The organism is Actinomycetota bacterium, from assembly GCA_040905475.1.
GTDB lineage: Bacteria > Actinomycetota > AC-67 > AC-67 > AC-67 > DATFGK01.
Map to the genome: position 1 here is coordinate 1 of JBBDRM010000026.1, position 19,939 is coordinate 19,939.

Here is a 19,939-nt window from a genome sequence, read left to right on the forward strand (position 1 = left end):
ACCTGTCGAGCCTGCGTCTGCTCGGCACGGTCGGCGAGCCGATCAACCCCGAGGCGTGGATCTGGTACCACGTCAACATCGGCGGGGAGCGCTGCCCGATCGTCGACACCTGGTGGCAGACCGAGACCGGCATGATCCTGATCACGCCGCTCCCGGGCATCACCAAGCTCAAGCCGGGCTCCGCGACGAACCCGTTCCCCGGCGTCGAGGCGGACATCCTCGACGAAGCCGGGAACAGCGTCACCAAGGGCGCCGGGGGCTCGCTCGTCATCCGCAAACCGTGGCCGGCGATGTTCCGAACCATCTTCGGTGACCCGGATCGGTACGTGCAGCAGTACTTCTCGCGTTACGGGCCGAACGTCTACCTCACCGGAGACGGCGCCCGGCGGGACGACGACGGCTATTTCTGGCTGCTCGGAAGGATCGACGACGTGATGAACGTCGCCGGGCACCGTCTCTCGACCTACGAGATCGAGTCCGCCCTCGTCGACCACCCCGACGTCGCCGAGGCCGCCGTCGTGTCGCGGCCCGACGCGGACCTCGGTGAGGCGATCGTCGCCTACGTCACGCTGAAGTCGGGCGTCGAGGGAAACGAGAACCGGATCGCCGAGCTGCGCGAGCACGTCGGGAAGAAGATCGGGAAGATCGCGAGGCCGCAGGCGATCGTGCTCAGCGACGATCTCCCGAAGACGCGATCGGGGAAGATCATGCGCCGCCTGCTCCGCGACGTGGCGCGGGGCCGGCAGCTCGGCGACGTGACCACGCTCGCGAACGCGGAAGTCGTCGAGGAGATCCGCTCGCTCGCCGCGACGTCGCCTTCGGAGGAGTAGCTTCCACGATGTTTCTGCGCGAGAACGAGGTCGTCCGCAAGCTGGCGCCGTGGATCGAGCCGGGCGAGACCTTCCTCGATGTCGGTTCCGGCACGGGGCTGGTCGCGAGGCGTCTGGCGCGGTACGCCGGTGCCAAAGCGACCGGTTGCGATCTGCACGAGTTCGACAACCGCGTGGACCTGCCGTATCTGCGTCAGGACGACCCCCTGCGCGTGCCGGCGGCCGACAAGTCGTTCGACGTCGTGGTGATGTGCTTCGTGCTCCATCATGTTCCGGCGTGGGACGATCAGCTGATCGTCGCGGCGGAGGCGATGCGCGTCGCGCGCAAGCGCGTGCTGGTGCTCGAGGACACGCCGTTCCACAAGGTCGACTTGGTTTTCAACAAGGCGTGGGACTGGGTGCTGAACCAACGGCACGGGATCCCGATCCCGTTCACGTTCCGCTCGCGCGACGAGTGGAAGGACGTCTTCTCGCAGAACGGCTACCGCGTGGGGCACACCGAGTCGTATCGGCCGAAGTGGCCGACGCTCGCGATGTACCACCACTCGCTTTTCGTGCTCGACCGCCGCTGACCGGGCTCCGGGGAGGCGGCCCGGCCTCCCGGGGTGCCAGAGGTGACAGACATGTCTGTCACCTCTGTCGTGCCGTCACTTCCAGCGAGACCGGCGTGGCACCGTCGAGATCCGCGTGTGGCTTCGCGCGCCGCGAACGAGGCGGTTGTCTGCCGTTAGCAGAGGTGCAGCGAGCGCTTCGGCAAGCGCGAGATAGGTTGCGTCGTACACGGAGAACTTGAGGCGAAGGCCGAGGATGCGGGCCAGCAAGCTCTGGTGACCGTGTCGCGTGATCGGGAGGTCGAGGTAATCCTCGAGTGCCTGCCTCATCCGGTGCTCGGACATAGCTCCCCCAAGCATCGCTCGCCGGACGACGACGTTCAGGGCGTTTCCCGAGACGCCCTCTCCTTGCGGATAAGACCCGCCGTCCAGCTGCTAACCCTTGGCCGCTAGGGCCTGATCGCACGGTTCGTAGTGCTATCTACACATGCTAATGTATGTGTATGTTAGAACGACGCTTGCAGATCTTGCTCGATGAGGAGCGATACCGGCGGGTCGCAGACCAGGCGCGGCGTCGCGGAGTTTCCGTCGCCCGCGTTATCCGCGAGGCCATCGACGCATCGATCCCGGGGACCGGCTCGAAGAGGTCCGCGGCCGCGCGACGTATCCTCGAGGCCCAGCCGATGCCCGTTCCGGAGGTCGCGGCACTGCGCGACGAGCTCGACGATCTTCGCGGACGGCGGAAATGATCATCCTCGACACCACCGTGCTGGTCTATGCAGTCGGCGGCGAGCACCGGCTGGCCGATCCTTGCCGGCGGCTCATCGAAGCCGTCGGCAGCGGACGAGTCGATGCCATCACGACGCCCGAGGCGGTCCAGGAATTCGTCCACGTTCGTGCTCGACGGAGGTCGAGGAGCGACGCGGCGAAGCTCGGGCGTGCGTACGCGGATCTTCTGTCGCCGCTGCTCGTGATCGACGGTCAGCTGCTGTCCGCGGGCATCCGGCTGTTCGAGCGCTCCAAGAAGCTCGGCGCATCCGACGCCGTCATGGCGGCAGCTGCGATGGCGACGGATGCCGAGGCATTGGTCTCGGCCGACCGTTCCTTCGACGAGGTCAGGTCTCTGATCTGGTGGGATCCATCCGGCCCGGAGGTCGCCGGGCTGTTCAACTAGCCCGTCAACGCGGGCGGTCGTCCACCAGCGTGCCGTCGGCAAGCTCCCCGAACCGGTCCAGCGCCTCGTTTCGAGGATCGTCGATCCCACGCATCGGACCCTCACCGGTAAGCCGACGCTGAGCGTAGAGCCGCGCGACCAGTGCCTTGCGCTCTCCCCCGCCGGTTGACCGCTCCCACGCCGCTTGCTCGACGAGCAACGCGCCGGCGTATACGTCGATCATGAACTGCGCCAGCGGGTAGAGCCGAGATTCGCCGGTCTCGCGGTCGAGTCCCCGCCACGCCTCGATCGCGGCGGCCAAGTCATCGGCCCTCCGGGAAACCAGGTGTGCCGTCTCGTCCGAAGCGGCACCGGAAACCGCCTCGCGGATCCGGTCGAGCAGCGGGCCGTCGGCGCCTTCTCGCTCGATCGAGCGCCGGACGTCCAAGCACAGGATGTTGTCGGGCCCTTCCCAGAGGGTGTTGATCTGAGCGTCGCGCAGGATCCGCGCCACCGGCCAGGTCTCGACGTAGCCGTTGCCGCCGTGGATCTCGATCGCGTCGCTCGCCGTCGTTATCCCCAGCCGTGCGCACCGGAGCTTGGCGAGCGCGCCGCCGAGGCGCAGCCGCTCGGGCGCGGCGGTGCTGCGCTGATGGTTCGCCGGCTGGTACTGGTCGAACACCAGCGCCTGCGCCGCCTCGACGTCGACGATCATCTCGGCGAGCTTGCGCTTCATGAGCGGCTGGTCGATCAGGCGCTTGCGCCATGCGCTGCGCGCGCTCGCGTAACAGAGAGACTCGACGAGCGCACGACGGGCGCAACCGAGTCCCATCGTCGCGATCCCGATCCGTGCCACGTTCGTGAGCATCATCAGACGCGCGAGCCCGTGTCCGTCGCCGGTGCCATTCCCATCTCCGCTCGGCGCCAGAAGGAACGCCTCGGCGTCGACGAACTCGACCTCTCCGCTCGGCACGGCCTTGGTTCCGAGCTTGTCCTTCAGCTGACGGATCCGCATCCCGTTGCGGGTGCCGTCCATCCGGTGCTTCATCACGAGGAACGGCCCGATGCCGCGGACGCCGTCGGGAGCGCCCTCCGGCTTGCCGAGCACGACGAACGCCTCGCCGTCGCAGTTCGACGAGAACCACTTGAGCCCGTTGAGCAGCCAGGACTCGCCGTTCGGCGTCGCCGTCGTCTCGAGCTCGCCGAGGTCCGACCCGCCGGTTCGCTCGGTGAAGAACTGGCCGGTCTTGCCGAACCATTCGCCGGAGTCGATCCTGGGCAGCACGTGATCCTTCACGTCCTGCGGTGCGAACAGATCCACCATCGCGCGGACCATCCCCGCGTCGGCACCCATCGCGCAGGTCATGCCGATCTCGGCCTGGCAGAGCAGATATGTGTAGGTGCCGGTGAGCGCCTCGAAGCGCACGCCGGCGCGCTCGGCCTCGGTCCGGAAGGCGGGCGTCCCGAAACCCTGCTCGGCGAGATCGCGCTTGGTGGCGAGCGCCGACTCGGGGATGAGGACCTCGCTGATGTCGTGGCCCCAGCGGTCGTACTTGATGAGACGCGGTGGGTTCTTGTCGGTGAGATCGGCGCGCTCCGAGATCGGGCCGCCCATCAGCTCACCCAGACGTTCGAGGCGCGGGGTCGCCCACTCCAGCTCGTCGGCCGTGAGCAGGTAGCGCATCAGGAACTGCAACGTCGGATCGCTCGTGTACCAGTTGAGGCCGGTCGCGCCGAGGAAGCGTTCGGTCTGGTACCGCTCGGCTTTCTCCGGCGTCCCGAAGGGGAGCCGGTCGACCCGCTCGGTGTCGTACGAGCTCGACCCGGCCGGACGGATCTCGGTGCGGTCGATCGTCATCTCGGATCCCCCTTCAATGCAGGTGCCAGCGCCTCGGCGCGATCAGAGTTTCGGCTTCCTTCGGGCCCCACGTGTTGGCGTCGTGCTGGTAGACGGGCGTCTCGGCCTTGAGAACCTTGTCCACGATCTCCCAGGAGCGTTCGACCTCGTCCTCGCGTATGAACAGCGTGTGGTCGCCCTCCATGGCTTCGTGGAGCAGCAGCTCGTACGCCTCCGCCGGCTCGACCCCGAAGGATTCGTCGTAGGAGAACGTCATGTGCACCGGCTTCAGTTCGATCTCGGGGCCCGGCAGCTTCGCGTTGAACGCGAGCGAGATCCCCTCGTTCGGCTGGATCTCGATCGAGAGGTGGTCGGCGACGCCGGGGGAGATGCCGGCGTCCTCGAACAGGTAACCGGGGGCCTCGCGCATCCCGACGATCACCTGCGTCGTCCGTCGCGGCAAGCGCTTGCCGGTGCGGACGAAGATCGGAACGTCCGACCAACGCCAGTTGTCGATGTGCGCCCGAACAGCGGCGTACGACTCGACGGTCGAGCTCGGATCCACGCCTTCCTCTTGCAGGTATCCGGGAACGGACTTTCCTTCGATCTCGCAGGAGGCGTACTGGCCGCGCACGATCTCGTCCGGCTGGAACGGATGGACGGCGCGGAGGAGCTTCACCTTCTCGTCCCGGATCGCCTCGGCCTCGAGCGAACGCGGGGGCTCCATGGCGAGGAAGGCCAGGACTTGGAGCACGTGGTTCTGCAGGATGTCACGGATCGCGCCGGCCTCTTCGTAGTAAGCGCCGCGACCTTCGATGCCGACCTCCTCGGCGACGGTGATCTGCACGTGGTCGATCGCGTCCCGGTTCCAGACGCGCTCGAACATGGAATTGGCGAACCGGAACATCAAGATGTTCTGCACCGTCTCCTTCCCGAGGTAGTGGTCGATGCGGTACACGCGCGACTCGTCGAAGACCGAGCGCACGATGCGGTTGAGGTCGCGCGCGCTCTCGAGGTCGTGGCCGAACGGCTTCTCGATGACGATCGATGCCTCGCCGGGGTTCCCCCCCTCGCCCAGACGCATGACGATCTGTGGGAAGGCCGACGGCGGCGTAGCGCAGTAGTAGAGGCGGCGCCCCTCGAGCTTCCGCTCGCGGTCGAGATGCTCTAGCTCTTCGATCAGGTGCGAGAAGCAGTGCGGCTCGTCGAATTCGCCGCTCACATAGTGGAGGTCGTCGGCGAAGACCTTCCACGCCTTCTCGTCGATCGGCGTGCGCGAGAACTCCTCTATCCCGGCCCGGGCATGGGCGCGGAATTCCTCCTCGGTCCATTCACTTCGGGCGTAGCCGACGATCGCACGGCGTTCGGGGAGCAGACCCCGGACGCACAGGTCGTACAGCGCCGGAAGGATCTTTCGCTTTGTCAGATCCCCCGACGCGCCGAAGATGACGATCGCTTGCGGCGGCGGCGGGACGAGGCTCATCGTTCCTTGACGGCGTGCCCGCCGAACTCGCGGCGCAGGGCGGCCAGCATCCGGTTGGAGAACGCGTCCTCACGCCGCGAAGCGAACCGCGCGAACAGCGACAGGGTGATCACCGGCGCGGGCACTTCCTCCTCGAGGGCTTCCATCACGGTCCAGCGTCCTTCACCCGAGTCCTCCACGAACCCCTTTACCCCCTCGAGCCCCGGATCCTTCTGCAAGGCGCCGGCGGCGAGGTCGAGGAGCCAGGATCGCACGACCGACCCGTGCCGCCACACCTCGGCGATCGCGCCGAGGTCGAGGCTCGGGTAGACGCTCGAGCTCTGGATGATGTCGAAGCCTTCCGCGTAGGACTGCATCAGCCCGTACTCGATGCCGTTGTGGACCATCTTGACGAAGTGGCCCGAGCCCGACGGCCCGACGTGACGCCACCCTTCCGGGGGTGCGAGCGTCTCGAGCGCCGGCGCCAGCCGCGCGATCGAGCCCTGAGTTCCACCGAGCATCAAGCAGAAGCCTTCCTTCAAGCCCCACACCCCTCCGGACACGCCGGCGTCGACGAAGAGGATCCCGTCGGCGGCGAGCTCCTCGGCTCGGCGTATCGAGTCGCGGAAGTTGGAGTTCCCGCCGTCCACGACCAAGTCCTCCGGGGACAGAAGCTTCGCGAGCGCCTCGATCGTCTGTTCCGTCGCCGGGCCGGCGGGGAGCATCATCCACACGTGTCGTGGAGGCTCGAGCCCTGCCACCAGATCCTCGAGGGACGCGGCCTGCGAGACGGCCGGGTCGCGGTCGAAGCCGATCACCTCGTGCCCGCCGCCGCGGAGCCGCTCGGACATCCCGCTCCCCATCCGGCCCAATCCCACCATGCCCAGCTTCATGGCCCACCCTCTCGGCTTAGAAGACGCGTCGATGGATACGATAGTCCCGTGGAGCAACGCTACGACGTCTTCGTGATCGGCGGCGGAGGAACCGGCTCCGAGGTGGCTTTCTCGCTCGGCGGCCGGTCCAAGTTCAAGATCGGGATCGCCGAGCGCGACAAGCTCGGCGGCGAGTGCAACCACTACGGCTGCGTCCCGACCAAGGTCATGCTCCGCAGCGCCAAGGTCGCCGCCTGGGCGCGCGACGCCGAGCGGTTCGGCGTGAAGGTTCCGAGCGTCGAGGTGGACTTCCAGGCGGTCGTCGGGCGCGCGCGGAGCATCATCGACGGGTTCTCCGGCGGCGGGGCCAAGCCCTTCGAGGAGCAAGGCATCGACGTCCTCTTCGACGAGGTGCGCCTGGTCGGCCCGCACAAGCTGGAGACGTCCGCGGGTCAGATGATCGAAGCCGATCGGATCGTGATCGCAACCGGCACCGAGCCGACCGCGCCGCCGATCGAGGGGTTGGAGGGCGCGCCGTACTGGACCAACAAAGAAGCGATCTGGTCGGCGAAGGAGGTTCCGGCGTCGTTGGTCGTGCTCGGCTCGGGCCCGATCGGGATCGAGTTCGCGCAGATCTACGCGCGCTTCGGCGCCAAGGTGACGATCGTCGAACTGTTCGACCGGATCATCTACGTCGAGGACGCCGACTCATCGGCCGCACTCGCTCCGGCGCTCGCCGAGGAAGGCATCGAGATGATCACCGGCGCGAAAACGACGCGCGTCGAGCATGGGGCCGCGGGTTGGACGCTTCACATCGAAGGCCGTGAGCCGCTCAAGACCGAGGAGCTCCTGGTCGCGACCGGCCGCAAGCCCTGCTTCGACGAGCACGACCTGGACGCTGCCGGGATCCAGATGAAGGACGGCAAGCCGGTGCTCGACGAGACGCTGCGGACGACCGGCGACAAGATCTGGGCCGGCGGTGACGCGACCGGCGACCTACTGTTCACGCACGTCGGCACCTACGAGGCCGAGATCATCGTCGACGACATCCTCGGGCATCGCCGCCCGCGTGACTACCGCGTGATCCCGAAGGTGACCTACTGCGAGCCCGAAGTCGCCAGTGTGGGGCACAGCGAGCAGGCCGCGCGCGACGAGGGGCACGATGTCGTCACGTCGTTGCTGCGGTTCGCCGACAACGAGAGGGCCGTGATCGAGGGCACCATGCACGGGATCGTGAAACTGGTCGCCGACAAGCGCTCACGCGAGCTGCTCGGCGGGCACATCGTGGGCGAGGGCGCCGGGGACATGATCCACGAGATCGTGGCTGCGATGGCGGGACGGATCCCGATCGAGGTCGTCGGCGAGGCGATCCACTCGTATCCAACACTGAGCGAGTCGGTGAAGGGCGCGTTCCTCCAACTCTCCGCCAAACTCCGATAACGGGCCATAGCGCCCGGACGACTCAGTCCCGACGCTCAGCCTGCCGATGGCACTACGGGATGGGGAGGTGGCTGCTACGCCCGGGCGCGGTCGCGACGACCGTGGGTCAGCTCGCGGCCTTCGCCGGCGGCGTGCATCTCGCGCTCGCGCCGGAGCATCTGCGCGAGTCGACCATGCACGGCTGGCTTTTCGTCGCCACCGGGGCATCGCTGCTCCTGGTCGGCGGATGGCTCGTGCTCACGGGACGCGTGTGGGCCTGGCGCATCGCCGGCGTGATCTCTGCCGCGACGGTCCTCGCTTATCTGCTCTCGCGCACCATCGGCCTGCCGGGCATGCCCGTCGAGGCGTTCGACCTCCGCGGCATCGTGACGGCGAGCATGGAAGGCTTCGTCGCCGTCAGTGCGCTTGCGGCCGGGCTCGCCGGCGATCGTCCGGCGCGCCCGCAACAGGATCCGGCATGGCTGCTCGCGCTCGCCGCGCGCGACCGCTGAGCTTCAGCTCTTCTTTTCCGAGTTGATCTTCGCCTGATCCCTCAGGTATCCGAGCGCGCCGCTCTTCGCGTACATCTTCGCCGCGATCTCGGGCATCATCGCGAAGCTGACGTCGGCGATCTTGGCGAGACCCTTGGTGACGACGACCTCGCCCTTGTTGTCGAGCACCGCTCGGACGACGCCCTCCGCGACCTTCTCCGGCGACACGGCGGGCGACGACTTCGGCGGCGGCCTCCCCCACTCCTTGAACATCCCGCCGTCCACGAACCCTGGACAAACGACTGAGACCTCGACGCCGTGCTCGGCCATCTCCAATCGCAGCGACCGAGACAGCCCGACGACGGCGTGCTTGGTGGCGGAGTAGATCGCGTTGTGGGGCACCGGACTCAACCCGGCGACCGAGGAGATGTTGCAGATATGGCCGGTCCGGCGCTCGATCATCGACGGAAGCACGAGCCGGGACAGCCACATCAGCCCGACGAAGTTCACCCGGGCGATCTCTTCCATCCGCTCGGGTGTGGTCGCCTCGAAGTCGTAGACGTCCTCGATGCCGGCGTTGTTGACGAGCACGTCGATCGGGCCGAGCGAGGACTCGACCTCCTTGACCAGCGCCTGGAGCGACTCGTAGTCGCCGACGTCGGTGGGCGCGGGGAGAGCCGTCGCGCCGCCGCTCGCGAGTTCGGACCGCACTTGCTCCAGGGCGCTCCCCGACCGCGCCGCCAGCGCGAGCTTGGCCCCTTGAGCCGCGAACGCCCGAGCCATGTCGACGCCGAGCCCACGCGAGGCCCCCGTGATGAGCACGACCTTGTCCTTGAGCGGCTTCATGAGGACCTCCTCGAGTCGGTGTCGGACGAGTCTCTCACCAGGTGGATGAACGCCTCAAGTAGGGGCCGGGCGCACCGGGCCCGGTGGTGGAGTGGTAGAAGTTCTCCCATCGTCTATCAAGGGTAGAACATGGGGCTCAACATCAAGAACGAGGCGGTGGCAAAGCTCGCCGCGGAGGTTGCCGAGCTGACGGGCGAATCGAAGACCGAGGCCATCCGGAAAGCTCTCGAGGAGCGGCGTGATCGATTGGCCTCCCGGATCGCCGTCCCCCGGCGTAGGGACGAAGTCCATCGGTTCCTCGAGCGGGAGATATGGCCGCTCGTGCCTGAGGACGTTCGTCGGAAGAGACTCACGAAGCGTGAAAGAGAGAAGATCCTCGGGTACGGTCGCGAGGGCGTGTGATCGTCGACTCGAGGTGGTGGTCGTCCCCTTCGGTGAGAATCACTGGCAAGAGGCCGTCGAAGCGTTCGAGCGATATGGCCGCGGCAGGCACGATGCTTCACTCAACTTCGGCGATTGCATGAGCTACGCGATCGCGAGGCTGGCTGGTGAGCCGCTGCTCTGCACGGGAAGAGATTTCGTCCGCACAGACCTCGAGATCGCGTGAGCTGCGAGGATGAGCGCATGACTCACCGAAGGCGAACGGGCCCGTACCTCCTGGTCGCGGCGCTCATGGTCATCGCGGCGGCATGCTCCGACTCAACCCCCGGCTCCGCCGGCTCGGCGTCCCCGACTCCCGTCGGCTCCGGATCCGTCACGCCGGCCCCTTCGCCGTCGCCCGCGGCTCCGGCGGCGGCCATCAAGGCCCCGAATGGGTGGAGGACGTTCGCTTACCAGACGATCGCTTTCGCATATCCGCCGCTTCCGGGGACCGTGAGCGCGGCCTCGGACGGCGAGACCGGCCCGCGGTATGCGTGGACGATCCGGCGCTCCGACCGTTGCGATCCGCGCGGCACTTGCCGATCGTACGAGTTCGCGGCGGTCAACGACGGGTGTCCTGGAACGGAAGGATGGCCGACGTTCGCTCATCGGTGGATCCAGAGCGGCGGGAAGCATTCCGTCTCCACCTGCGCCGGCAAGGACTCATTCGAGATCAAGCCGCTGCGGATCGTCACCCGGCCCGACGGCCTCTCGGGCGTGATCTACGACGCCAACGCCTGGTTCGTCTCGAAAGCCGACGTGAGGATCCCCGGCGCGCTCGCCGCCGTGCTCAACTTCCCGAAAGGCTTCCACGCAAGGTATGAGGCCATCGCTTTCTACTTCGAGGATCCGGCGGCGCTCGACACGATCGAGACGGTCCTGCGCGCGGTGACGCTCGAGAGCTGAGTCCCCTTGGACGGGCCCCGCCCGCGTGATGTTCAATGGCGCGCGATGCCCGACGACGCTTCGCTCGATGCCATCCGCGCCGCTGTGGACACCATCGTCCCAGCGACCGGCGAGCTGCCCGGCGCGCTCGCGATGGGCGTCGACCGCCACGTCGTCGGTCTGATCGAGCAGTCGTTCCCCGGTTTCGTCGACCTCATCGCCGCGTTGCTCAACGCGTACTCGATGGACGTCAAAGCCGGATCGTCGTTCGCGGAGCTTTCTTCGGACGAGCGGTCAACCGTCTTGCGCGCCATGTCGACCGACGACAGCCAGGACATCCGCGATGCGGTCGACGCGCTTCTCGTCTTCACCAACGGCGGCTCGTATTCGGAGTGGAGCGGCTACGAGCGCACGTCCGGGAAGATCTCCGCTCCGCCGACCTGGGCACACGTCGGATTCCACGGCCCCGTGCACGGGCACCCCGAATACCGGGAGGGCGTGTGACGGCAGACGTCATCATCATCGGCGCCGGTGGCGGCGGTCCGGTCGTCGCGAAGGAGCTCGCCGAGCGCGGTGTCAAGGTCCTCATGCTCGAGGCCGGTCCGTGGCTCGATCCCGACAACGACTTCACGCGCCTCGAAGACGACATGGGGTCGCTCGTCGACGGCAAACTGCGCTGGGGACCCGCCGACCGGACGAAGGCGCCGTGGGTGCGCCGGCGCGACGGCGTGGGATTGATCCTGCAAGCGGCCGGGGTCGGCGGCACGACGCTCCACTACAACGGCATCTGTCCGCGGGTGTATCCCTCGGCGATGAGCGAAGCATGGCCGCTCACCTATGAACAGCTGATCCCGCATTACGAGCGGGTCGAGGAGTTCTTGCCGGTGGCGCTCGTCGACGATCTCGCGACCAAGGACGCGCTCTTCGCGGCCGGCTGCGAGGGCATCGGACTCAAACGCAGCGAGACGCGCGACGTCTCCGAGGCGATGTGGCGTCCCTGTCACAACGCGATCCTTCCGATCGCGAGGATGGCCGCGGGGACGCCGCTTCGGCACCCCGAGGTCGAGGGCTGCACGATGTGCGGCCACTGCCTTCAGGGGTGCCCGAACCCGGTCGGAGCGCCGATCGAACGCAAGGCCAAGCGGGCCACGAACGTCAGCTACGTGCCCGCCGCGATGGCGACGGGCAACTGCGAGATCGTCGCCAATGCGTTCGCGACCGCGATCCTGTTCTCCAACGGCGCCGGACGGGCACGGGCACGCGGCGTCCGTTGGCGCGACACCGCGACGGGCGAGGAACGCGAGGCAGAAGCCAAGGTGGTCGTGCTCGCGGGCGGCTCGATCGAGTCGCCGCGACTGTGGCTGAACTCCGGACTGCCGAACTCACAGGACACCGTCGGCCGCTACCTTTCGATGCACCTCCAGGACTTCGTGACCGGGTTCTTCGACCGGGAAGTTCACCCCAACGTTGGGCAGGTCACGATGGCGCGCGCCGACTTCCCCGGCTACGGGACGATCTGGAGCCAGGGGTTCGGGCCGCAGTCGTTCTCGATCGTGATAGGCGGCGGCAGCGGATTCTGGGGCGACAAGCCGGATGGGCCGTGGGACTTCCAAGGTCGCGGCTGGGGCGAGGACGCGGTGCGGCGGATGGGCGAGTACCACCGGTCGCTCACGATCGCGATCTCGACCAACGACGAGGAGATCCCATCGAACCGCGTTATGCTCGCCGACGACTGGCCGGCCGACGAGCACGGCCCGGTGCCGAAGGTCGTCTACCACCCGACGCCGGCGTCGCGGGAGCGTCAGGACTGGCTCGCGCGCAAGGGCACGGAAGTGCTGCGCGCGGCCGGCGCGAAGCAGGTGCACCGGACGAAGATCCATCCGGCGTTCTTCACCCACATCATGGGGACGATGCGGATGGGCAACGATCCGGCGGCGAGCGTCGTAGACTCGGGCGGCGAGGCCCACGAGGTCGAGCGTCTCTTCGTGGGCGACTGCTCGGTGCTCCCGAACGGCCTCGGCGGACCGAACCCGACCCTGACGGCGCAGGCGCTTGCCGCCCGAACCGCCGAGCAGATCGCCTCGCGCTACTTCGCGTAGTTCGCCTGCGCAGGAGATCGAACTTCTCCGGCGAAACGGACGTATTGATAGCGACCGCCAAGGTAGGGGGCTTGCGATGCGGAAGGGTCTCGCTCGGTCGGCGCTCTTCGCTGCGACGGTGGCACTGATCCTGGCGGCGGGCCTGCCGCCCGCACATGCGATCCATTGGTACCGCAGCACGGACAGCGGCTGCTCGGCGGCCGACGGTGCGCTGACGGACGATCCGGTGGAGACGATCCCCAACGTCACCGCGACTGTGGTGCTCGGCCACAATACGTTCGGCGAAGGTCTCGCCGGAACCGGCTTCAGCGTGGACGCGCTGCTCACTCCCTTTGAGACCCGGATCACGGCCGGCGAGTCGATCGTGTGGACCTGGAACAGCGCGCATTGCCACTCCGTGACGAGTACGGATCTCATCTTCGACAGTGGCTTCCACTACCCGACGACGCCGCCCGAGTCGCCGCGAGTCGTGCCGGGTTTCTTCGAGTACCCGCTACTGGATGCGACCCCGACGCTCAATTACACGCGCACGTTCACGACGCCGGGCACCTACAATTACTTCTGCGTGCACCACGCTTCCATCGGCATGAACGGAGTCGTGATCGTCGACCCTTAGTCGGCCGGGGTACCGCGCAGAAGGCTGTCAGACAATACGACGTCATCCTGTCTGACAGCTTGAAAGTACCCGTCAGGTCAGGCGATGTGACGACACATTTGACAACACTTTGTCTGACAGGCCCCGAAGACCCCGGTCAGGATAGGGGCTTCGTGAAGTGGTGCGCGCTGATCGTCGCCTTTCCGACCCCCGTAGACGGTGCATCCGATCTCGTGACCAGAGAGGTCGACGAAACGGACGGTCACGGGTTGTAGGGGCGCACCCAGGTCTCGCCGGCGCGCTCCATGTGCGGCGCGAAGTGCTCGACGCCGACCTGCAGGAAGAGCGAATGGCCCTCGACGTGGACCACGCCGTCCACCCGGCCGGTGACCGACGCATAGAGCTTCCGCCCCTCGACGTTCTCCAGATGCGCTTCGAGCTCGAGCCGCGACCCGATCGGGACGGGCTTGCGGTAGTCGACCTCGAGGTGCGCGGTCACGGCCGGCTTCTCGGCCAGGTAGATCAGGAACCCCATCGCCTCGTCCAGCGCCGCAGCGATCACTCCGCCGTGCGCGAGCCCCGGCGCGCCCTGGTGGTGCTCGGTGACGAGGAACGAGCCGCGTACCGTCGTGCCGGAGCCGACGACCTGCATGTGCAAACCGGTCGGATGGTCCTCGCCGCACCCGAAGCAGCGACGGTAGTGGGACGGAAGCGGACGAAACGCTTCCTCGGCGGGCTGTGGATCAACCATGGGCTCGTAGCGTACCCGCGGCCATAGGGGCGCGGCGCATGCCGCGGGTTATCCTCGCCCATGGCGCGGCGGGGCATCCCGCAGTACAAAGAGCAAGACGATGCACGAGCCGGGTGAGCTCGGGGGTCTCAGATCCTCTCGATAGAGAATCTCGAGGTCGTTTACGAGGACGCGATCCTCGGTCTGCGAGGTGCCAGCCTCAGCGTGCCCGACGGGTCGATCGTCGCGCTCCTCGGGACGAACGGCGCCGGGAAGACCACGATGCTCCGCGCGATCACGGGGCTTCTCGACGTCCACCGCGGAGAGATCACCCGCGGGACGATCACCCTCGACGGCAAGCGGATAGACGGCTTGGACCCACCGGAGATCGTTCGTGCAGGGATCGGCCAGGTCATGGAAGGCCGGCGGGTTTTCGTCGAGCTCACCGTCGAAGAGAACCTGAAGGTCGGGGGCTACACGAGCCCCGCCGACGCGAAGGACCGCATGGCGCGCGCCTACAGCCTTTTCCCGGTGCTGGAGCAGCGCCGCAAGCAGATCGCCGGCTATCTGTCGGGTGGCGAGCAGCAGATGCTCGCGATCGGGCGCGCGATGATGGCGGGGCCGCGATATCTGATGCTCGACGAGCCCAGCCTCGGGCTCGCCCCGTTGGTGGTGCAGCAGATCCGCGACCTCATCGTAGAGATCAATCACATGGGCACGTCCGTACTACTGGTTGAGCAGAACGCGAACATGGCCCTGTCGATCGCCCAGCACGGGTACGTGATGGAGGCCGGGAAGATCGTGATGGACAAGCCTGCGGCGACGCTCCGCGAGGACGAGGACGTGCGCGAGTTCTACCTCGGCTTCCGCACCGATGGCCGGGCCACGTCGCTGCGGGACGTCAAGCACTACAAGAGGCGCAAGCGATGGCTGTCATAAGGCCACTTTCCGAGGCGTTGACGGGCGCAGGGGTGGATCTGCCCGCCGGTGCGCCCGTGCTCGAAGTGAAGGATGTGGCTCTCCGGTTCGCCGGAGTCAAGGCGCTCGCCGGAGTCTCGTTCGAGGTGCGGCAGGGAGAGCTGCTCGCGATCATCGGCCCGAACGGCGCCGGAAAGACCTCACTCCTGAACTGCCTGTCGGGCGTGTATCGGCCGCAGACGGGTCAGATCACGTTCCTCGGCCACAAGATCATCGGCGCGCAGCCCGACGAGATCGCGCGGCTCGGACTCGCGCGCGCGTTCCAGAACATCGCGCTCTTCAACAACTTGACGGTGCTCGACAACCTGATGCTCGGCCGTCACGTGCACATCCGGTACGGCCTGCTCTCCGCGTTCGTCTACCGCGGGAAGGCCAAGCGCGAGGAGGTGCGACACCGACGGATCGTCGAGGACATCGTGGACTTCCTCGAGATCGAGCAATACCGCAAGCTGCCCGTTGGCTTGCTCCCCTTCGGGATCAAAAAGCGCGTCGAGCTCGGCCGCGCGCTCGCGATGGAGCCCAAGCTGCTCGTGCTCGACGAGCCCGTTTCGGGGATGAACGCGGAAGAGATCGAGGACATCGCGCGCTTCATCCTCGACATCCGCGAGGAGCTCGGCGTCTCGATGATCATGGTCGAGCACGAGATGGGAGTGGTCATGGACCTCGCCGACCGGGTGCTCGTGCTCGATTTCGGTCACCAGATCGCATTCGGGGTCCCGTCGGAGATCCAGCGAGACGCCCGCGTCATCGACGCTTACCTGGGAGAGGGGCCCTGGAGTCCCGAGGCAACCGCGTCGGCGACCGGCGAGCCGATCGGAGGTGAGCGATGAGTGCGGGAGCCGTCGCAGCGAAGAGCACGGGAACCGTGGAGACCGTCGCCGGCCGGATCCGGGGATGGGCCGGCTCCGATCCGGATCGCGTCGCGCTGCGCGAGAAGCGGTTCGGCATCTGGCAGGACATCACGTGGAAGGACTACTGGGAACAGATCCGGCTCGTCGCTCACGCGCTGGCATCGCTGGGGGTCGAGCCCGGCGATCGGGTCGCCATCCACTCGGAGAACCGGCCCGAATGGCTTTACTCCGACGTCGGTGCGATGGCGGTTCGCGCGATCACCGTCGGCCTCTATCCGACCAATCCCGCCACCGAGGTCGAGTACCTCCTCAAGGACTCCGGCGCGCAGGTGCTGATCGCGGAGGATCAAGAGCAGGTCGACAAGGCGCTCGCCGTGAAGCACAGCCTCCCCGGCCTTCGCTGGATCGTCTACCTGGAGCCGCGCGGAGTCCGGTCGATCAACGACCCGATATTGATCTCGTGGTCGGACTTTATCGCGCGCGGCGCCGAGCATCTCGTGAGCCATCCGAGCTTGCTCGAGGAGCGCGCCGCGGAGATCGAGGCGGACGACGTGGTCACGCTCGTCTACACGTCGGGCACGACCGGTCCGCCGAAGGGTTCGATGCTCACCGTGGCCAACGTGAATTTCGCGATCCGGATGCTCGTCGACAGCGGCGGTTTCTACGACGATCCGGGCCGGGCCGACGTGACGCTTTCGTACCTGCCGCTGTGTCACGTGGCCGAGCGGATCGGCACGGAGTGGGTCAACGCCGCGGCCGGGACCCAGGTGCACTTCGCGGAATCCATCGAGACGGTGCAGCAGAACCTCCGTGAGGTGCAGCCCACGCTGTTCTTCGCGGTGCCTCGGATCTGGGAGAAGATCCACGCCGGCGTGCAGATCAAGATGGCCTCCGCCTCGTGGCTCAAGCGCGCCAACTACCGCTTCTGGATGCGGGTCGCGACCAAGATCGGGGACGATCTCGTTGCCGGCGGCGGCAACCACACGCTTGGGTCGCGTATGCGGTACGCGGCCGGCTATCCGTTCCTCTACCGCGCGCTCCGCGATCGCATCGGCCTCCGCCGCTGCCGCAACGCCGGGTCGGGCGCGGCGCCGATCTCGCCCGAGATCCTCCGGTGGTTCTTCGGCATCGGGGTCGTGATCCACGAGATCTACGGGATGACCGAGAACTCGGCCGTCGCGACGAGCAACCGGCGGGGCCGGGTGAAGCTCGGCACGGTGGGCGAACCACACGAAGGCAGCGACCTGCGCATAGACTCCCAGACCGGCGAGATCCAGACCCGCCATGCCGGCGTCTTCGCCGGATATTGGAACGACCCGAAGCGAACCGCGGAGGCGCTGACTCCGGACGGCTGGCTTCACACCGGAGACGTCGGCGAGTGGGTGGACGGCACCTACGTCAGGATCGTCGACCGGATCAAGGACATCATCATCACGGCCGGCGGGAAGAACATCTCGCCGTCGGAGATCGAGAACGCGCTCAAGACCTCGCCGTACGTGAAGGAGGTCGTCCTGGTCGGCGACCGGCGACCGTACCTTTCGGCGCTCGTCGGGATCGAGTTCGACACCGTCGCCAACTGGGCGCAGCGCAAACGCATCCGGTACACGACCTACCGCGACCTTTCCGAGAAGCCCGAGGTGCTGAAGCTCATCCAGGACGTCGTCAAGGCGACGAACGAGCAGTTCGCCCGCGTCGAGGGCGTGCGCAAGTTCCGGATGATCCCGAAGGAGCTCGATCACGAGGACGGCGAGCTCACGGCCACGCAGAAGGTGAAGCGCGCGGCGATCGCCACGATGTTCGAGCCGATGATCGAGGACATGTACTCGAACCGTACGAGCTACGCGGGGGGCGACCTCGCCGACGTGCACACGCGATCGGCGCCACCCATCGGGAGCGCGGAGGGCGCGGCCTGATGGACGAGTTCCTCAGCGCGACCGTACGCGGACTCGCCCAGGGGTCGCTGTACACCCTGCTCGGGCTCGGGTTCGTGATCATCTACAAGGGCACGCGCGTCGTGAACTTCGCGCAGCCGGTGCTGATGATCTTCGGCGCCTACTTCGCGTCGTACTTCGTGATCACCGTTGGGCTGAGCTTCTGGCTCGGCGTCGTCGTGGCGGTGCTGGTCACGGCCGCGATCGCCGCGGTGACCGAGCGGGTCGCGCTCCGCCCGATGGTCGGCGAGCAGCCGTTCTCCGCCGCGATGGTGACGGTCGGGGTCCTGATCGCCCTGCAGGTCGTCGCCAACGATCTGATCGGGCTCGAGCTCCGTCAGCTCGGCGACCCGTGGGGACTCTCCCAGTTCAGGCCCGGCGGCGTCGCGATCTTCCACCGGGATCTGGCGGCGCTGGTTATCACGGCCGCGGTCGTGGCCGCGATGGCGGCGTTCTTCAAGCTGTCTCGCTTGGGACTTGCGCTCCGCGCCGCGTCCTTCGATCAGGAGGCGGCGCTCGCGCAGGGCGTGCCGGTCGGGCGCATGTTCGGCATCTCCTGGGCGATCTCCGGCGGACTCGCCTCGCTCGCGGGGCTCCTCGTCGGGACGGGCGGCGCCGGCATCGACCAGAACACGACCTTCTTCGCGCTGAAAGCGCTGCCGGCGATCATCCTTGGAGGCCTCGACTCGATCCCCGGCGCGGTGGTCGGCGGCTTGGCGATCGGCCTGGCCGAGACCTACACGAAGGTCTATCAGCCGGAGCACTTCGCCTGGGCCGGCGGCAACTTCGACCAGGTCGTCCCCTACCTTGTGATGCTCCTGGTGCTCCTCGTGCGGCCGTACGGATTGTTCGGGACCAAAGAGGTCGAGCGCGTATGAGGGGTCGTCCCGAGCTCCACACCACGTACGAGTCCGACCAGGCCCCGCTCGGAACGCCCGTCAAACGGTTCTGGTTCGGCGTGCTGCTCGTCGGCGCTCTGTTGCTCCCCTTCGTGATCACGAGCGAGCTCAACGCGCTCTTCGCGACGGCGTTCATCTCCGCGATCGGCGCGATCGGTCTCAACATCGTCACCGGGTACGCAGGCCAGGTGTCGCTCGGTCACGCGTTCTTCCTCGGGCTCGGCGCGTACACCGCGGCGGTGCTCAGCGGGCCGACCGACCGCAACGTGGTCGGGTTCGGGCTCGACATGTGGATCTGGCTGCCGGCCGCGGGCCTGCTGCCGGCGATCGTCGGGCTGATCGTCGCGCCGGTCGCCGCGCGGCTCAAGGGCCTGTACCTCGCCATCGTCACGCTCGGGCTCGTGTTCCTCGGCGAGCATCTCTTCCGCGAGATGGTGTTCATCACCGGCGGAGTGGGAACTGGGCGCTCGTCGGCGAAGCTCGAGATGTTCGGGACGCGGCTCGACGAGCGCATCGAGATCGGCGGCTTCACGGTGACGCGAGAGATCAAGCTCTACTTCGTGGGGCTCCTGGTCCTGCTGGTGCTGGCGGTGTTCGCGAAGAACCTCACGCGGTCGAAGGTCGGCCGGGCCCTCGCGGCCGTCCGCGACCGAGACATCGCCGCCGAGGTGATGGGGGTCGAGCTCACCCGGCACAAGGTCATCGCGTTCGCGGTCTCCTCGTTCTACGCGGGGATCTGCGGCGCGCTCCTGTCAACGCTGACCGGCTTCATCGAACCCGGCAGCTACAACCTGCTGACGTCGGTTAACTTCCTGGCGATGATCCTGATCGGCGGCGTCGCCACCCTGTCCGGCTCGCTCCTCGGCGCGGCTTTCGTGGTCCTGTTGCCCCGCTTGGTCCAGGAAGTCCCTCGGTTCATCCCCTTCGTCGAGGGGCAGTCGACGGGCGGGCTCATCACGACGTTCCAGCTCGAGACCCTGCTCTTCGGCGTCGGGATCGTGGCGTTCATGATCCTCGAGCCCAGGGGCCTGTTCGGTATGTGGGTCCGGGCGAAAACCTATTGGCGTTCCTGGCCGTTCTCCTATTGACG

At 67.2% G+C, this 19,939-nt stretch carries 23 protein-coding genes; 17 read left to right on the plus strand and 6 right to left on the minus strand.

From position 1 onward, the window contains the following. On the plus strand, nt 1–830 hold an 830-nt coding region (locus WEB06_02355; protein ID MEX2554454.1), incomplete at its 5' end, for an AMP-binding protein. Nucleotides 831–838: 8 nt separating this feature from the next. Beyond that, complete coding sequence (locus WEB06_02360) at nt 839–1,402, plus strand: class I SAM-dependent methyltransferase (GenBank protein MEX2554455.1); 564 nt, start codon at nt 839–841, stop codon at nt 1,400–1,402. Nucleotides 1,403–1,477: 75 nt separating this feature from the next. On the opposite strand, the gene WEB06_02365 is transcribed toward WEB06_02360, so the two are convergent. Then, nucleotides 1,478–1,726 carry a hypothetical protein gene (locus WEB06_02365; protein MEX2554456.1) on the minus strand — a complete coding sequence of 83 codons (249 nt, stop codon included), beginning with the start codon at nt 1,724–1,726 and terminating at the stop codon, nt 1,478–1,480. Between the two features lie 158 nt (nt 1,727–1,884). Between WEB06_02365 and WEB06_02370 the strand changes: the two genes are divergently transcribed. Next, complete coding sequence (locus tag WEB06_02370; GenBank protein MEX2554457.1) at nt 1,885–2,130, plus strand: antitoxin; 246 nt, start codon at nt 1,885–1,887, stop codon at nt 2,128–2,130. Then, nucleotides 2,127–2,555: a type II toxin-antitoxin system VapC family toxin gene (locus tag WEB06_02375; protein ID MEX2554458.1), complete on the plus strand. Its 429-nt coding sequence runs from the start codon at nt 2,127–2,129 to the stop codon at nt 2,553–2,555. Before WEB06_02370 ends, WEB06_02375 begins: the two co-directional genes overlap by 4 nt. Nucleotides 2,556–2,559: 4 nt before the next feature. Here the strand turns inward: WEB06_02375 and WEB06_02380 are convergent, their stop codons facing one another. The 3 genes from WEB06_02380 to gnd are packed head-to-tail and all read right to left on the minus strand — an operon-like array spanning nt 2,560 to nt 6,726. Further along, entirely contained in the window at nt 2,560–4,392 is a 1,833-nt protein-coding gene (locus WEB06_02380) for an acyl-CoA dehydrogenase family protein (protein ID MEX2554459.1), read from the minus strand. A 13-nt stretch (nt 4,393–4,405) separates the two neighbouring features. Continuing rightward, nucleotides 4,406–5,854, minus strand: a complete 1,449-nt coding sequence (zwf, locus tag WEB06_02385) for a glucose-6-phosphate dehydrogenase (GenBank protein ID MEX2554460.1) — start codon at nt 5,852–5,854, stop codon at nt 4,406–4,408. Further along, the gene (gnd, locus tag WEB06_02390) at nt 5,851–6,726 is read right to left on the minus strand and encodes a decarboxylating 6-phosphogluconate dehydrogenase (GenBank protein MEX2554461.1); all 876 of its coding nucleotides are present in this window, start codon (nt 6,724–6,726) and stop codon (nt 5,851–5,853) included. The genes zwf and gnd overlap by 4 nt, the downstream gene beginning before the upstream one ends. A gap of 48 nt (nt 6,727–6,774) precedes the next feature. Here gnd and WEB06_02395 point away from each other — a divergent pair, with 48 nt between their 5' ends. Beyond that, on the plus strand, nt 6,775–8,145 hold the full coding sequence (locus tag WEB06_02395) for an NAD(P)/FAD-dependent oxidoreductase (protein ID MEX2554462.1): 1,371 nt from the start codon (nt 6,775–6,777) through the stop codon (nt 8,143–8,145). 101 nt (nt 8,146–8,246) lie between these two features. Then, entirely contained in the window at nt 8,247–8,636 is a 390-nt protein-coding gene (locus tag WEB06_02400; GenBank protein MEX2554463.1) for a hypothetical protein, read from the plus strand. 3 nt (nt 8,637–8,639) lie between these two features. Here WEB06_02400 and WEB06_02405 read toward each other — a convergent pair whose 3' ends face one another. Continuing rightward, nucleotides 8,640–9,461, minus strand: a complete 822-nt coding sequence (locus WEB06_02405) for an SDR family oxidoreductase (protein ID MEX2554464.1) — start codon at nt 9,459–9,461, stop codon at nt 8,640–8,642. Between the two features lie 129 nt (nt 9,462–9,590). Between WEB06_02405 and WEB06_02410 the strand changes: the two genes are divergently transcribed. The 6 genes from WEB06_02410 (at nt 9,591) to WEB06_02435 (ending at nt 13,481) form a co-directional block, all read left to right on the plus strand. Continuing rightward, nucleotides 9,591–9,863, plus strand: coding sequence for a type II toxin-antitoxin system VapB family antitoxin (locus WEB06_02410; protein MEX2554465.1), 273 nt, complete (start codon nt 9,591–9,593; stop codon nt 9,861–9,863). A gap of 16 nt (nt 9,864–9,879) precedes the next feature. Beyond that, nucleotides 9,880–10,068 carry a type II toxin-antitoxin system VapC family toxin gene (locus WEB06_02415; protein MEX2554466.1) on the plus strand — a complete coding sequence of 63 codons (189 nt, stop codon included), beginning with the start codon at nt 9,880–9,882 and terminating at the stop codon, nt 10,066–10,068. Nucleotides 10,069–10,085: 17 nt separating this feature from the next. Next, entirely contained in the window at nt 10,086–10,787 is a 702-nt protein-coding gene (locus WEB06_02420) for a hypothetical protein (GenBank protein MEX2554467.1), read from the plus strand. A gap of 45 nt (nt 10,788–10,832) precedes the next feature. Then, entirely contained in the window at nt 10,833–11,270 is a 438-nt protein-coding gene (locus tag WEB06_02425) for a gluconate 2-dehydrogenase subunit 3 family protein (protein ID MEX2554468.1), read from the plus strand. Continuing rightward, a complete protein-coding gene (locus WEB06_02430; GenBank protein MEX2554469.1) occupies nt 11,267–12,865 on the plus strand; it encodes a GMC family oxidoreductase in 1,599 nt (532 codons plus the stop codon). The genes WEB06_02425 and WEB06_02430 overlap by 4 nt, the downstream gene beginning before the upstream one ends. A gap of 76 nt (nt 12,866–12,941) precedes the next feature. Beyond that, nucleotides 12,942–13,481 carry a plastocyanin/azurin family copper-binding protein gene (locus tag WEB06_02435; GenBank protein MEX2554470.1) on the plus strand — a complete coding sequence of 180 codons (540 nt, stop codon included), beginning with the start codon at nt 12,942–12,944 and terminating at the stop codon, nt 13,479–13,481. 241 nt (nt 13,482–13,722) lie between these two features. Here the strand turns inward: WEB06_02435 and WEB06_02440 are convergent, their stop codons facing one another. Continuing rightward, nucleotides 13,723–14,211, minus strand: a complete 489-nt coding sequence (locus WEB06_02440) for a PaaI family thioesterase (GenBank protein MEX2554471.1) — start codon at nt 14,209–14,211, stop codon at nt 13,723–13,725. 132 nt (nt 14,212–14,343) lie between these two features. Between WEB06_02440 and WEB06_02445 the strand changes: the two genes are divergently transcribed. From WEB06_02445 to WEB06_02465, 5 genes are read left to right on the plus strand one after another with little or no spacing between them, the layout of a single operon-like run. Next, complete coding sequence (locus WEB06_02445) at nt 14,344–15,129, plus strand: ABC transporter ATP-binding protein (GenBank protein ID MEX2554472.1); 786 nt, start codon at nt 14,344–14,346, stop codon at nt 15,127–15,129. Then, nucleotides 15,117–15,998: an ABC transporter ATP-binding protein gene (locus tag WEB06_02450; GenBank protein MEX2554473.1), complete on the plus strand. Its 882-nt coding sequence runs from the start codon at nt 15,117–15,119 to the stop codon at nt 15,996–15,998. The genes WEB06_02445 and WEB06_02450 overlap by 13 nt, the downstream gene beginning before the upstream one ends. Continuing rightward, nucleotides 15,995–17,932, plus strand: a complete 1,938-nt coding sequence (locus WEB06_02455; GenBank protein MEX2554474.1) for an AMP-binding protein — start codon at nt 15,995–15,997, stop codon at nt 17,930–17,932. Before WEB06_02450 ends, WEB06_02455 begins: the two co-directional genes overlap by 4 nt. Then, entirely contained in the window at nt 17,932–18,828 is an 897-nt protein-coding gene (locus WEB06_02460; GenBank protein MEX2554475.1) for a branched-chain amino acid ABC transporter permease, read from the plus strand. The genes WEB06_02455 and WEB06_02460 overlap by 1 nt, the downstream gene beginning before the upstream one ends. Further along, the gene (locus WEB06_02465; protein MEX2554476.1) at nt 18,825–19,937 is read left to right on the plus strand and encodes a branched-chain amino acid ABC transporter permease; all 1,113 of its coding nucleotides are present in this window, start codon (nt 18,825–18,827) and stop codon (nt 19,935–19,937) included. Before WEB06_02460 ends, WEB06_02465 begins: the two co-directional genes overlap by 4 nt. Nucleotides 19,938–19,939 lie beyond the last annotated feature (2 nt).